The organism is Roseovarius lutimaris (assembly GCF_900115165.1).
Classification (GTDB): Bacteria; Pseudomonadota; Alphaproteobacteria; order Rhodobacterales; family Rhodobacteraceae; genus Roseovarius; species Roseovarius lutimaris.
On record NZ_FOVP01000043.1, the window covers coordinates 1 to 12,787 of the forward strand.

The 12,787-nt window shown below is 61.4% G+C and carries 14 protein-coding genes; 12 read left to right on the forward strand and 2 right to left on the reverse strand.

Annotated features, from left to right (window positions below; all coding sequences use genetic code 11):
- The 9 genes from BMZ91_RS20110 to BMZ91_RS20150 all read left to right on the forward strand — a co-directional run.
- Positions 1 to 762 (forward strand): glycosyltransferase family 32 protein (locus tag BMZ91_RS20110; RefSeq protein ID WP_143076423.1); only part of this gene is annotated, 762 nt, incomplete at its 5' end.
- A gap of 515 nt (positions 763 to 1,277) precedes the next feature.
- Positions 1,278 to 2,012 carry a succinate dehydrogenase/fumarate reductase iron-sulfur subunit gene (locus tag BMZ91_RS20115; RefSeq protein WP_092842376.1) on the forward strand — a complete coding sequence of 245 codons (735 nt, stop codon included), beginning with the start codon at positions 1,278 to 1,280 and terminating at the stop codon, positions 2,010 to 2,012.
- A complete protein-coding gene (locus BMZ91_RS20120) occupies positions 2,005 to 2,337 on the forward strand; it encodes a succinate dehydrogenase/fumarate reductase transmembrane subunit (RefSeq protein WP_092842377.1) in 333 nt (110 codons plus the stop codon). The genes BMZ91_RS20115 and BMZ91_RS20120 overlap by 8 nt, the downstream gene beginning before the upstream one ends.
- Complete coding sequence (gene sdhC, locus BMZ91_RS20125) at positions 2,334 to 2,675, forward strand: succinate dehydrogenase, cytochrome b556 subunit (protein ID WP_092842378.1); 342 nt, start codon at positions 2,334 to 2,336, stop codon at positions 2,673 to 2,675. Before BMZ91_RS20120 ends, sdhC begins: the two co-directional genes overlap by 4 nt.
- A 3-nt stretch (positions 2,676 to 2,678) precedes the next feature.
- On the forward strand, positions 2,679 to 4,442 hold the full coding sequence (locus BMZ91_RS20130) for an L-aspartate oxidase (protein WP_092842379.1): 1,764 nt from the start codon (positions 2,679 to 2,681) through the stop codon (positions 4,440 to 4,442).
- A gap of 9 nt (positions 4,443 to 4,451) precedes the next feature.
- A complete protein-coding gene (locus BMZ91_RS20135; RefSeq protein ID WP_092842380.1) occupies positions 4,452 to 4,769 on the forward strand; it encodes a hypothetical protein in 318 nt (105 codons plus the stop codon).
- The gene (locus BMZ91_RS20140) at positions 4,766 to 5,722 is read left to right on the forward strand and encodes a fumarate hydratase (RefSeq protein WP_092842381.1); all 957 of its coding nucleotides are present in this window, start codon (positions 4,766 to 4,768) and stop codon (positions 5,720 to 5,722) included. Before BMZ91_RS20135 ends, BMZ91_RS20140 begins: the two co-directional genes overlap by 4 nt.
- Positions 5,719 to 6,867, forward strand: coding sequence for a CaiB/BaiF CoA transferase family protein (locus tag BMZ91_RS20145; RefSeq protein ID WP_092842382.1), 1,149 nt, complete (start codon positions 5,719 to 5,721; stop codon positions 6,865 to 6,867). The genes BMZ91_RS20140 and BMZ91_RS20145 overlap by 4 nt, the downstream gene beginning before the upstream one ends.
- Positions 6,864 to 7,532, forward strand: a complete 669-nt coding sequence (locus tag BMZ91_RS20150; RefSeq protein ID WP_092842383.1) for a fumarate hydratase C-terminal domain-containing protein — start codon at positions 6,864 to 6,866, stop codon at positions 7,530 to 7,532. Before BMZ91_RS20145 ends, BMZ91_RS20150 begins: the two co-directional genes overlap by 4 nt.
- 108 nt (positions 7,533 to 7,640) lie before the next feature.
- Here the strand turns inward: BMZ91_RS20150 and BMZ91_RS20155 are convergent, their stop codons facing one another.
- The gene (locus BMZ91_RS20155) at positions 7,641 to 8,384 is read right to left on the reverse strand and encodes a sulfite exporter TauE/SafE family protein (RefSeq protein WP_245736505.1); all 744 of its coding nucleotides are present in this window, start codon (positions 8,382 to 8,384) and stop codon (positions 7,641 to 7,643) included.
- The gene (locus BMZ91_RS20160) at positions 8,381 to 9,295 is read right to left on the reverse strand and encodes a LysR family transcriptional regulator (RefSeq protein WP_092842384.1); all 915 of its coding nucleotides are present in this window, start codon (positions 9,293 to 9,295) and stop codon (positions 8,381 to 8,383) included. Before BMZ91_RS20160 ends, BMZ91_RS20155 begins: the two co-directional genes overlap by 4 nt.
- Before the next feature lie 147 nt (positions 9,296 to 9,442).
- Between BMZ91_RS20160 and BMZ91_RS20165 the strand changes: the two genes are divergently transcribed.
- From BMZ91_RS20165 to BMZ91_RS20175, 3 genes are all read left to right on the forward strand, one after another.
- Positions 9,443 to 10,420 carry a Bug family tripartite tricarboxylate transporter substrate binding protein gene (locus BMZ91_RS20165; protein ID WP_092842388.1) on the forward strand — a complete coding sequence of 326 codons (978 nt, stop codon included), beginning with the start codon at positions 9,443 to 9,445 and terminating at the stop codon, positions 10,418 to 10,420.
- Between the two features lie 79 nt (positions 10,421 to 10,499).
- Positions 10,500 to 10,991, forward strand: a complete 492-nt coding sequence (locus BMZ91_RS20170) for a tripartite tricarboxylate transporter TctB family protein (protein WP_092842385.1) — start codon at positions 10,500 to 10,502, stop codon at positions 10,989 to 10,991.
- Positions 10,988 to 12,478 (forward strand): tripartite tricarboxylate transporter permease, encoded by a 1,491-nt coding sequence (locus tag BMZ91_RS20175; RefSeq protein ID WP_092842386.1) that lies wholly within the window; start codon positions 10,988 to 10,990, stop codon positions 12,476 to 12,478. Before BMZ91_RS20170 ends, BMZ91_RS20175 begins: the two co-directional genes overlap by 4 nt.
- The last annotated feature ends 309 nt before the right edge of the window (positions 12,479 to 12,787 follow it).

Consider the following 12,787-nt stretch of genomic DNA (forward strand, 5'->3'; position numbering starts at 1 on the left):
ATTCAATACTGGAACACCCCGGATGTCCCCGAGGGGATCCAGGCCATGATCGCCAGTTGGGCCAATGTTTCCGGCTTCCAGCACACATTGTACAATCGGCAAATGGCCTTGCAGCATCTGCGCGCCGAATTTGGCCCCAAATGGGTGCAGGCCTTTTTGATGGCCAATAACGTGGCGGAAGAATCAGATTTCCTGCGTCTGTGCGTTTTGGCCCGTGATGGCGGCATCTATGCCGATGCAGATGACGTCCTGCAAAAGGATCTGGCGGGGCTGGTGCATCGCGATACCGGAATGGTGGTCTATAACGAGCCCTTTGGCGGTGTCATCGGCAACAATTTTCTTGCGGCCCGCGCCCAGCATCCCGCCATCGTGTTCGCAGCGAAAGCGGCCCGACAGGCGCTGTTGATGCGCTCAAACGAAAGCACCTGGATGAAAACCGGGCCAGGCTTGATGACGCGTGCTGTGGCCAGCTATATCGCGCGGATGGTAAAACTGGGGGAAATCCCCGATATCGTGATCCTCTCGCCGGAGCAGATCGTGCCACATATTGCCATGACCAACCCGGCCCCGCACAAACGCAGCACACAGCATTGGAGCGCGACAGGCGTGTCAACCGCAGACCCGCTGAAACGGCTGTTTGCCGAACAACTGGCTATGGGTCGGGGCGGCGCGGTGTCTGGATCGTCAGGTGACGTTATTTCCAATGGCCGCTCTGACGCAAGCACATGTCGCGTGAATTCGGATGAACGCGACGCGTTCTAACTTCTTGATTTCGCATGTTCCAGAAGCTCAAAACCGGTTTCCACTTTTGAGCAACATACTCTAGGGGCATCGTGACCCCTGCTTCAATCCGATAACAATCGTCATCGACAAAACGCAAACAGGTCTGTTGCAAGATGGGCCTCAACGACTTTCTGGATGCTTTCCGGTTTTTATAGCCCTCTGAATGGTGGGTTTGTTTTTTCCCGTAGCTTTTGCCGCTTCGGATAGTGAGTATTTTATGCCGTTGCGCGCCGTTTCTTTTACCGTTGCGCAACATATTATCGCGTTGCGAAACGCAACACCAAGGAAACCTGATTGAGATTCAGCAAACCCCGGTTAACGCAGGCTACCTTGCTTCCCGCAGTAGGGGTCTGCTCTCTCCCTTATCCGATCCTTTCTGCGATTTCTGATACTTTATCTTACAAATACCATTAGTATTTATTCCTTTTGGTTAGCTTAGCTGATACTTATAACCAGAGTCACAGCCAGACACCCACCCGAAAAGGGGCTCGCCCGTGACCGCCGCCCAAGAAACACTCGATGTTACCGTCCATCGCGGCACCACCCGTGGCGCATGCTATGACAGTTTTCAGGTCCCCGCCCATGAAAGCCAGACCGTGCTTGATGTCGTGTCGTGGATTCAGCAGTTCGCCGATCCGACGCTCAGCTATCGCTTTGCCTGTCGCGTGGGCATGTGCGGGTCTTGTGCGATGATGGTCAATGGCACGCCGCGCTGGACCTGCCGCACCCATGTCAAAAAAGTCGCCGCCGACGGCAAGCTGATGATCGAGCCGCTGCGCAATCTCCCGGTGATCAAGGACCTCGCCGCCGATATGGACCCGTTCTTTGACAAATGGACCGCCGCCCAAGGCCAGCATCACCCAAGCCAGACCCGCCATGATCCGATTGAGCCGATCGACCCAGGCGATCCCCTGCGCGTCGAGGCCGATCTTGGCGTCGAATGCATCAATTGCGCGATCTGCTATGCCGCCTGCGATACGGTGGCGGGCAATCCCGATTATCTGGGCCCCGCCGCCCTGCAACGCGCTTGGACCCTTTTGAACGATAGCCGCGATGACGGGCGCGGCGCCATCCTTGATGCCGTTTCCGGCACCGGGGGCTGTCACAATTGTCACTCGATGGGAAGCTGCACGCAATATTGCCCGAACGAGTTGAACCCGATGCGCGCCATTGCCGGGCTGAAACGCGAAACCGCGAAATCCTTCTTCAAGGGCAAACGCAATGCTTGATCTGCGTCTTTATATGCTGCAACGGCTCTCGGCACTTGTCATGGCGCCGCTGGTTCTGGGGCACCTCGCGGTGATGATCTATGCCATCCAGGGCGGCCTTAGCACCGCCGAAATCCTTGGCCGCACCCAGGGCAGCGTGCTTTGGTTCGCCTTTTACGGTCTCTTCGTGTTCGCCGTTTCACTGCATGCCGCCATCGGGTTGCGGGTCATCATCCACGAATGGCTTGGCCTGAAAGGCCCGGTGCTCTCGGTCCTCACCTGGGGCGCTTGCGCGGGGCTTCTTGTCCTCGGCCTGCGCGCCGTCTTTGCGGTGACTGTGCCATGAAGGCCCCTGCCCGCTCCCACCCGCTTTGGCTTGCCTTCGTGCTGCACCGGCTTTCCGGTCTTGCTCTGGCGCTGTTTCTGCCTGCACATTTCTGGCTGTTGTCACAGGCGCTGACCAATCCTTCGCGGCTTGACGGGTTTCTGGCCTTTGCCGAAATGCCGCTGGTCAAACTTGCCGAATTCGGCCTCGTCTTCCTGCTTGCGGTGCATATGTTCGGCGGGCTGCGCCTGATGGCGCTTGAATTCCTGCCTTGGTCGGACCGCCAGAAAACCTTGGCGGCCGGGGCGGTCGGCGTGGCTTTCCTGATCTCCACAACCTTCTTTCTGAAAGCGGTGTAAGCCATGGCAACCCCCACAGAAATCGACCGCCACGACACCGATATCCTGATCATCGGCACCGGTGGTGCCGGCCTGTTCGCGGCGCTGCACGCCCAGCAATCCGCGCCGCCGGGCACCCGCATCACCATCGCCGTCAAGGGCCTGATCGGCAAATGCGGCTGCACCCGGATGGTGCAGGGCGGCTATAACGTGGCGCTTGGTGGCGGTGATACCGTCGAGCGGCATTTCATGGATACGATCCGGGGCGGTAAATGGCTTCCCAATCAGGATATGGCCTGGAAACTTTGCGAACAGGCGGTGGTGCGCATCCGCGAGCTTGAGAACGAAATTGGCTGTTTCTTTGACCGCAACCCGGATGGAAGCCTGCACCAAAAGGCCTTTGCCGGGCAAACCGCGGATCGCACCGTTCACAAGGGTGACCTGACGGGGATCGAGATCATCAGCCGCCTGATGGAACAGGTGCTCTCGCGCCCGGTCGAAAAGCTTCAGGAACACCGCGCCATCGGCCTTATCCCGACGGCGGACAAAAGCGCGCTTGCCGGGGTGCTGTTCATCGACATGCGCACCGGGCGCTTTCGTCTTGTGCGCGCCAAGACGGTGCTTATGGCGACGGGCGGCGGCCCGACCATGTACAAATACAACACCCCCTCGGGTGACAAGACGATGGATGGCCTTGCCATGGCCCTGCGCGCCGGCCTCCCGCTGCGCGATATGGAAATGGTGCAATTTCACCCCACCGGCCTGTTGGCGGGCGATCACACCCGGATGACCGGCACCGTGCTGGAAGAGGGATTGCGCGGCGCAGGCGGACAGCTTTTGAACGGCGCACAGAACCGCTTCATGTTCGACTATGACCCAAAAGGCGAGCGCGCCACCCGCGATGTGGTCAGCCGCGGCATCTATGCCGAAATGCGCAAGAACAACACGTCAGAGAACGGCGGCGTGTTCATCTCGATGGCCCATCTTGGCCCCGACAACGTGCGCGCCAAGTTTCCCGGCATGGTCAAACGCTGCGCCGACAGCGGCTTTGACCTGGCCGCCGGTCTGGTCGAGGTGGTGCCAACCGCACATTACTTCATGGGCGGCGTGGTGGTTGACCCCGACACCCGCACCGCGCTTGAAGGGCTCTACGTGGCGGGCGAAGATGCCGGCGGCGCGCATGGCTCCAACCGTCTTGGTGGCAATGGCGTGGCCAATTCCACCGTCTATGGCGGCGTTGCGGGCGACACGATGGGCGCCGACATTCGCAAGATGGGCGCGCTGCGCGACCCCTGCCCCACCGCCTTGCAGGCCGAAATTGGCCGCGCCCTGCATCCCCTCACCCGCAAACCCGATCTCGTGCAACCCCTGCGCCACGACCTGCAAGAGGCAATGTGGGAGGATGTCGGCGTGTTGCGCACCGAGGCGGGCCTGACCCGCGCCCAGACCCGCGTGGCCGATATTTCAACCGCCCTGATGGATGTCGGCGTCGCGCCCGACACCCTCGCCTTTAACCTCACATGGCATGACTGGCTGAATTTACGCTCGCTTTGTGATATATCTCAGGCAATTGCCCTGGCCGGCCTTGAACGTGAAAATTCCCGTGGTGCGCATTACCGCGAGGATTTTCCCGACGAGGGCGACCTTGACGCGTCCTACTTCACCGTCGTGACGCAGACCGGCGACGCCCTCGCCGTGCGCCGCGACCCCGTCGATTTCAGCATCGTTCGCCCCGGCGAGACCATCCTGCCCGACGGCGAACCCGAAACACTGGTCGCTGCACAATAGGAGCATAGTATGGGTTTGTTTTGGGGAGTTTTGACGCCTCTGGTCATTGCGGCTGTCACCGCTTGGTTGACCACGCAAAGCCAGCTGCGCAAACTGCGCGAGGAACGAAAGTTCGATTACTCAGTCGAAACTGCTATCATTCACCTGCTCGAAAGCCCCGATTACAAAAAGCGCTCGTTGAAAAAGATAAAACGCCACCTGCGTGGTTTTCCCGACGACGACACCCTGCGACAGGCTCTTGTGCGTGCCGGTGCCGTGGCCTTTGGCGGCGAGGGCGATGACGAAATGTGGGGGCTTTTGTCCCGAAACAGGGAGGACGTAAAATGATACCCATCGACCTCATTCAGAAAACCGCCGAAACCCTGATGGACAAGGCCGCCATCGAGATCCCCGATGATTACCTCTCGGGCCTCAAATCCGCCGCCGCGACCGAAGATGGCGACCTGTCGTCTTTCGTGCTGCAAGCGATGCTTGAAAACTATCAGGCCGCCAAGGAAGACCGCCGCGCCATGTGCGGCGATACCGGCACCCCGCGCTGGTACGTCAAGATGGGCAACGACACGCAAATCGAAGGCGGCCCCATCGCGCTTGAGGCCGCGCTGCGCCGCGCCACCGCCAAGGCCACCAACGGCGTGCCGTTGCGGCCCAACCGGGTGCACCCGCTCTGGCGCACCGATCACAACAACAACGTCGGCATCGGCGCGCCCGAAATCGAATACGGGTACGAACCCGGCGGCGAATGGATCGATCTCATTACCGTCCACAAGGGCGGCCTCTTTGGCACCGATTACCGCATGCTCTTCCCGAGCGACGGCATTCAGGGCATCAAGCGCTTTTACCTCGATAGCCTTGTCGCCTTTGGCAAACGCGGCCTCGCCTGTCAGCCGGCAATCATCGGCATCGGCCTTGGCGGGTGCAAGGATACCTGCATGGTGCTTGGCAAACGCGCCGCCTGTCTTCGGGTGGTCGGCGATCGCAACCCCGACCCCAGGATCGCCGCGCTTGAGGATGAATTCAAAGAGCTTGGCAATTCCATCGGCATGGGCGCCATGGGCTTTGTCGGCAAGAACATGGTGATAGATTGCAATATCGAGGTCGGCTATTGCCACACCGGCGGCATGCAGATGTCGGTCCATGCCTTCTGCCTGTCGTCGCGCCGCGCGGTGGCGCGGGTGCATGCCGACGGGCGGGTTGAGTACCGCACCGACCCCGATTGGTTCACCGACTATCAGCGCCGCGACACGGTTGAGTGGCACCCCGACATGGCCGCCGCCGAATGACTGCGACCGGGCCCCTTTCCGGCATTCGGGTACTTGACCTCAGCCATGTGCTTGCCGGGCCCTATGCCACCGGCCAGCTTGCTCTCATGGGGGCCGAGGTGATCCGCGTCGAGCGGCCCAACGGCAATGATTTCGTCCGCCATCACGGCGGCACCGAAGATATGCGCGCCGCAGGTCTTGGCGCCTCGTTCCTGAGCCAGAACAGCGGCAAGAAATCCGTGGTGCTAGATCTCAAATCCGACGCCGGCCGCGCCGCCTTGCTTGATCTCGCCGCCAGTGCCGACATCGTGACCGAAAACTTTCGCCCCGGCGTGACCGAACGCCTTGGCGTCGATTACGATAGCCTGCGCAGGCGCCGCAAAAACCTGATCTACGCAAGCCTCACCGGCTTTGGCCCCGACGGCCCTCTGGCGGGCCGCCCGGCCTATGATCACATCCTGCAAGGCATCTGCGGGCTGATGGCGATGACCGGCACCGATGAAAGTGGCCCGATGCGCGTCGGCATGCCGATCGCCGATTACGTCGCGGGTCAGGTGCTTGTCTCGGCCCTTCTGGCGGCCTTGCTTGAACGCGCGCGCCACCCGGACACGCCGCAACGGATTCATGTGTCGATGCTTGATGCGATGACCACGCTGATGGGCACCTATGCCCTTCACCATGAAACCACCGGGCAGTTGCGCGGCCTTGACGGCAATCGCGCCTTTTCGGATTCGCCTTTTTCCGGGCGGTTCGATACCCGTGACGGGCAATTGGTTGTGACCGCCAACACGCCGCAACAGGCGGCGCGCCTCTGCGCCGCGCTTGGGCGTCCTGACCTGCTCGATACCGCGACCGAAGAAACGGCATCCGCCCTCAAGGCGATCTTTCTTGACCATGGCGCCGCCCACTGGGAAGAGTTGCTTGCAAAGGCCAATGTCCCGGCCGCCAGGGTTCTGACCCTTGCCGAAATCATGGCCCATCCGCAAATGGTGGATAGCCCGGCGTGGCGGCCGATGACACAGCCCGAGATTGGCAAAACCCTGCGTGTGCCCGCGCTGCCGTTTCGCGCGCCCTGGGCCCCGACAGATCTTGCCCCGGCCCCCACCTATGGGCGCGACACAGCGGAAATCCTGTCCACTCTGACCCCGAATGAGGCCCCCCGATGAAACCGCGCGAACTCCGCCTGAGCACCACCCCCACGCCAGAGGCCATCGCCGAGCTTCGGCTTGGCGATATCGTCTATCTCGACGGCCTGCTCTATACGGCGCGCGAAGGCGTTTACATGCGCGCGCTTGAGGAAAAGGCGAATATCCCGATGGAATTGCCAAGCCAGAGCGCGGCCAATTTCCACTGCTCGCCCGCCGCCGCCATTCGCGAGGACGGCAGCTTTGACATGGGCGCGGTGACCGCCACCGCCTCGTTCCGCTTTGCCAAATGGCTGCCGGAATGGATCGCCAAGACCGGCGCGAAACTGATCATCGGCAAGGGCGGCATGTCGTCCAAGGACTATAAGGACTATTTCGTCCCCAACGGCGCGATTTACTTGTCGACTGTCGGCTATGGCACCGGCGCCTTGCTGGGCCGGGGCATCGAAAAGGTCGAGGCCGTGCATTGGCAGGACGAACTTGGCCTTGCCCAGGCGATGTGGGTGATCCGCTGCAACCGAATGGGCCCCTTCATCGTCGCCTCGGATATGGAGGGCAATTGCCTGTTCGAACGCGAAAACGCCCGGATCGTGCAAAATCTCGATCGGGTTTACGAGGGCACCCGCCCGGCGGTGCTCAAACGCTACGGCGAAACCGATGACCGCTCGGACGAGGTGATCGGCTAGCCGCACGCAAGACGGGCCAGCGCCGGACCGCGGCCCGGCGCCTTCGGCTTGATTCCGGGCAGAGGCGACAAGAAAACCCGATGTGCAAAAAGCGCAATTTGTCCCGCCCTACAACAGCTCGCGCAGCAACAACACCGCGCCCGACACAAATGTCATCACGATCAACAACCGGCGGAACACCGCATCCGGCAGGCGCCGGAAAATCGCGATGCCGATCTGCGCGGCGACAACCGCCACCGGCACCGCAAGCGCCAGATAGATCAGCGTTTCGCGCGTATAGGCCCCCCTAAGCGCCAAAAGCCCCGCCGTCAGCCCAAGCACCACAAAGTTGAACGGCTGTAGAACCGCGCGGGTCTCGGCCTTGGGCCAGGGCCTGAGCGCGCACCACATCATCGGCAAGGCCCCCGATAGCGACGCAGCCCCGCCCAGAATACCCCCGAGAAGCCCCACCACCATATCAAGATAGGGCGTCGGGCGTTCAAATTTCGGCATGACGCCGCGCAGGCTGAAATAGCCGCCATAGAGCAAAAGGAAGACAGCGATCACAAGCTTGAGCGTGCCCGCATCAAGCACCGACAGCGTCAGCACCCCCAGGGGAATACCCACCAGCGACGGCCCCATGAACCGCGCCAGCCGCCGGGGGTTCTGACCGATCGCGTGGCGCACCACCCAGAGCCCCTGCATGCCGCTGATCACCGAGATCATCACCACCACCGCCACCGCCTGCACCGGCGGCATCACCGTCAGAAGAAACCCAAGCGCAAAAAGCGCGGTGCCAAACCCGGCAAGGCCATTGATAAGCCCGCCCGCCGCCGCCCCGGCGGCAACATAAAACATCACATCCGGGGTCACGTCGCGGGCTCCTGCTTTTGCGGTATCTGTTTGAAAACGCCGATCTTGACCGCCTCTAGCAGGGCTTTGTGGATTTCCTCAATCACTGCAACACGCGGGTTGTCGCGCCGATAGGCAAGCGTCAACCGCCGCGCCGGCGCCCCTTCGGGCAAGGCCAGGGCCTTGAGCGGCAGCGGATTGAAATCCCGCACACAGCGGGCCGGCACGATCGACACGCCAAGCCCGGCCAGAACCATGCTTGAAATCGCCTCCAGCCCTTCAAGCTCCATCGTCGCCGACACCCGGATACCGCTTTCCTGCAACCAGGTGTCGATCAGACTGCCGACCACCGCATCGCGGCTAAAGCGGATATACGGGTTGCTGGCGAGCAATTCGAGTGGATCGTCGCCCGGCATATCCGGCGCCGCGATCAATTGCATCGGCTCATGCGCGATGTCGGAATACTGCATATCCGGCGGCAACGGCCGGTGCCGCGACAGGATCGCGGCATCGACGGCCCCGCGATCCACCTGCGCAATCAACTGCGTGGTCAGACTGGGAAACAACCGCACATGCAACTCGGGATACCTGTCCTTGAGATGGCGCACCGCCAAAGGCGCCAGCCCGGTCAACGTCGTCGGCACCGCCCCCAACAGGATCTCGCCCTGAAACCCCGCATCGCCCAGAACCGAAGGCACAATCGTATCATAGGCGCGCACGATTTCCCTGGCCTTGGCGACAAGCGCGCGCCCCACCGGCGTCAGTTGCGGCGTGCGGCACGAGCGATCAAACAGCGTCACCTGCCATTCATCTTCCAATTTGCGCATCTGCTGGCTCACGGCGGCATGGGTGACAAACACCGCATCCGCCGCCGCACTGAAGGTGCTGTGCTCTTCGACCGCAATCAGCGTTCGCAATCGCCGGATTGACATGACACCCCTTTATCGTAAGATTTTGTGACAGATGCTGTAACGCAATATTGCTTATCTTAAGGTTCTCTTAACGATACTACTGATCACGACGGCGTTGCAATGAGCCATTGATAAGGCCGCATAAAAAAGACAGTGGAGGAGGAAAACATGACTTTCAACAAGCTGGGCGCGGCCTGCGCCCTTGGCCTCGGCCTATTGGCGACAACCGCCATGGCCGAATATCCCGAACGCCCCATCAACATGGTCATTCCCTATGGCGCCGGCGGGGCCACCGACATTTCCGCCCGTACCATCGCCGAACCGCTTGGCACGGCCGTGGGCAAACCGCTTGTGATGTCCAATATCACCGGCGCCGGCGGGGCGATCGGCTCGGTCGCGGTGCAAAACGCCAAACCGGACGGCTATACCATGCTGTTTGCGCGCGTCGGATCACATACCGTGAACCCGGCGATGAAGGCCACCCTGCCCTACAGCCTCGATGATTTCCGCTTTGTCACGGTCTATGAGATCAACCCCGTCGCCTGCGCCGTGCGCCCCGATTCCGGCATTACGTCGATGGAAGACCTGATCGCCAAAACAGAATCCGACGGCACCACCTATAGCTCCTCTGGTGTCGGTTCCCTGCTGCATCTTGCGGCGGTCTATGTCCTGTCGGAATATGGCGTCGAGAACCCTCTCGAAAAGGCCACGCATATCCCGCAAAAAGGCGGCGGCGCGGCGGCCACGGCGGTTCTCAATGGCACCGCCACCTTCCTGTGTACCAACACCTCGGCCCTGGCGAGCTTTGTCGCCAACGGACAGCTGAAACCAATCCTCGTCACAACCGCCGAACCCGTGCCCGGCTTTGACGCCCCCAATGCCACCGATGTAGGCAAACCCGCCCTGACACAGCTTGTCGGCTGGACCGGCATCGCAGGCCCCAGGGAACTGCCTGATAATGTGGCCGCCAAATGGGGCGAATGGATGGCGTCCGCTGCGGGCGATCAGACCTTCGTCGATCAGATGACGGCGCGCGGTTCGGTGATCAATGTCATGAGCCCCGAAGACGCCAATGCCTTCATCCAGAAGCAATACGAAACCTTCCGCGCCCTTGTCGACAAACTGGGCATGCGGATCGAAGGCTGAAACCACGTCAAGACCTGCGCCGGGCGCCGCAACCTGCGCCCGGCCAGCAACAGGATCAAACTGATCGGGGAGGATCGGGGTGAACAATCGCACACTACAGGTGCACTTAGGCATCGGGGCCTGCCTCGTCGGCCTTTTCCTGATCCTTTATGGCATACCGAACTGGGTATCATCGCCCAGCAATGTCCCCAAGATCATCCTTTCACCGCTGTTCTGGCCCTATACCATCGCGGGGCTGACCGGGCTGGTGGGGCTTGGCCTGATCGTCTTCGGGCGTGGCGCGGATGACGATGACATCCCCGTCAATGACCCGATCGAAGACCCCGGCACCGGCGTAGTCCGACTTGCGGCGATGGCGGTGCTGATGATGGTCACCTTCTGGGCGATGCCCCGCATCGGCATGGTCTGGGCCTCGATGGGGGCCTTTGCCGCCCTCGCCTTTCTGGTCAGAACCCGTCACCCCAAAATCGCCCTCACCTGCGCGGTGCTGGTGCCGCTGGTGCTTTATGCCTTCTTCGCGCATGTCGCCAGCGTTGCCATCCCGCAAGGCAATTATGTGAGACTGCCATGAGCCTCTTTGACAGCATCATGGCGGGCTTTGCGCTTGTCGGTAATTTCAATGCCTTCCTGTCGCTCTTCATCGGCATTATCATCGGCGTGATTGGCGGGGCCATTCCCGGCATTTCGGCGACCATGGCGGTGGCGCTTGCCCTGCCCTTCACCTTTCCGATGCAGCCGATCAATGGCATTCTGCTGCTGCTTGGCGTCTACAAGGGCGGCATTTTCGGCGGCTCCATTCCCGCCATCCTGATCAAGACACCGGGCACGCCGGCCTCCTCCGCCACGATCCTCGACGGGCATCCGATGGCGGCGCGGGGCGAGGCCGGGCGCGCGCTTGGCATGGCGCTTTGGGCCTCCTGCACGGCGGATTTGATCTCGAACCTCTCGCTGATCCTGTTTGCCGGCTGGCTGGCGTCGTTCGCTCTCAACTTTGGCCCGCCCGAATTTTTCGCCCTGATGCTGTTCTCACTGACCATCATCGCGGGCGTATCGGGCGACAGCCTGTTGCGCGGCGCTCTCTCGGCGCTTCTGGGGCTTTTGCTGGCCACCATCGGGCTTGATCTGGTCTATGGCACCAACCGCTTTACCTTTGGCGACCCTAGCCTGATGGGCGGGCTCAATTTCATCGCCGTGCTGATTGGCCTCTTTGCCATCCCCGAGGTGATCAACATGGTCTGGCACCCCACCGGCCATATCGGCAAGGTTCAGTCCCTGGGCAGCAAATGGGTCACTTTCGCCGATTACAAACGCTCTTTCCGCTCTATCGTCCGCGGGAGCTTTATCGGCGTCTTTCTCGGCTCTATCCCCGGCATCGGCGCGGCCCCGGCGGCGTTTCTGTCCTATTCCGAGGCGCGGCGCAAATCGCCCAACAAGGCCAATTTCGGCAAGGGCGAGATCGAAGGCGTCGCCGCCTCCGAGGCGGGCAACAACGGCGTTGCCGGTGCCACTCTGATCCCGCTTCTGGCGCTCGGCGTGCCCGGCGACGTGATCACCGCCATCATCATCGGCGCCTTCATGGTGCACGGGTTGCAACCGGGCCCGATGATGTTCGTGATGAATGTCGATATCATCTATGGGCTGTTCATCGGGCTGATCTTCAGCTCCGGCTTGCTTTTGATCGTCGGGTCACTGGCCATTCGCGGCTTTCGCCCGGTCGCAGACATCCCCAAGCGCATCCTGATGCCCTGCGTTCTGGTGCTCTGCATCTACGGGGTGTTTGCGGTCAACAACAACATCTTTGATGTGGGCGTGATGTTCGTCATGGGCTGGGTCGGCTTTGTCATGAGCCGCTATCACATTCCCGCCGCCCCCTTCCTGATCGCCTTCATCCTCGGCCCGCTGCTTGAGGATAATTTCCGTCAGGCGATGCTGATGTCCGGCGGCAGCCCCGAGATCCTTCTGCGCGGCCCGATCACCTGGTTCTTCTGGGCGCTCACCGTGATCACCGTCGTCGCCATAAGCCGCGGCACCCTCAACAAGGCGCGCGAACCGGGATAGACGCGCCACGACGACCGACCCGATTGACACCCCGCAGAGCACCCACCATGCTCAACTTGAAATTGTGCAGGTGCAAGGTGTTTACAGATGCGGACCGGCTTTGTTGCAGGGATCGTTCTGAGCGGCCGTGTTGCACAGATCAGCTGCAACTCAGAACGCGCCCTACCTGAGACGGACTTCAGGCGGTGCGTTCGAAATGCGGGCGGCCAAGTCCGGTCATCCGGTTCAGAACTCGGACGCCAATCTTGGCTTCTGTTTTCTGATTTTCGATGGTGCGCGCCTTTAGCTTGGGCCCGATGACGGTCTTCC

Coding starts and splice junctions, on each gene's coding strand:
- BMZ91_RS20120 (WP_092842377.1), top strand. CDS start 2,005: ATGCTTGATCTGCGTCTTTATATGCTGCAACGGCTCTCGGCACTTGTC.
- sdhC (WP_092842378.1), top strand. CDS start 2,334: ATGAAGGCCCCTGCCCGCTCCCACCCGCTTTGGCTTGCCTTCGTGCTG.
- BMZ91_RS20130 (WP_092842379.1), top strand. CDS start 2,679: ATGGCAACCCCCACAGAAATCGACCGCCACGACACCGATATCCTGATC.
- BMZ91_RS20135 (WP_092842380.1), top strand. CDS start 4,452: ATGGGTTTGTTTTGGGGAGTTTTGACGCCTCTGGTCATTGCGGCTGTC.
- BMZ91_RS20140 (WP_092842381.1), top strand. CDS start 4,766: ATGATACCCATCGACCTCATTCAGAAAACCGCCGAAACCCTGATGGAC.
- BMZ91_RS20145 (WP_092842382.1), top strand. CDS start 5,719: ATGACTGCGACCGGGCCCCTTTCCGGCATTCGGGTACTTGACCTCAGC.
- BMZ91_RS20150 (WP_092842383.1), top strand. CDS start 6,864: ATGAAACCGCGCGAACTCCGCCTGAGCACCACCCCCACGCCAGAGGCC.
- BMZ91_RS20160 (WP_092842384.1), bottom strand. CDS start 9,295: ATGTCAATCCGGCGATTGCGAACGCTGATTGCGGTCGAAGAGCACAGC.
- BMZ91_RS20165 (WP_092842388.1), top strand. CDS start 9,443: ATGACTTTCAACAAGCTGGGCGCGGCCTGCGCCCTTGGCCTCGGCCTA.
- BMZ91_RS20175 (WP_092842386.1), top strand. CDS start 10,988: ATGAGCCTCTTTGACAGCATCATGGCGGGCTTTGCGCTTGTCGGTAAT.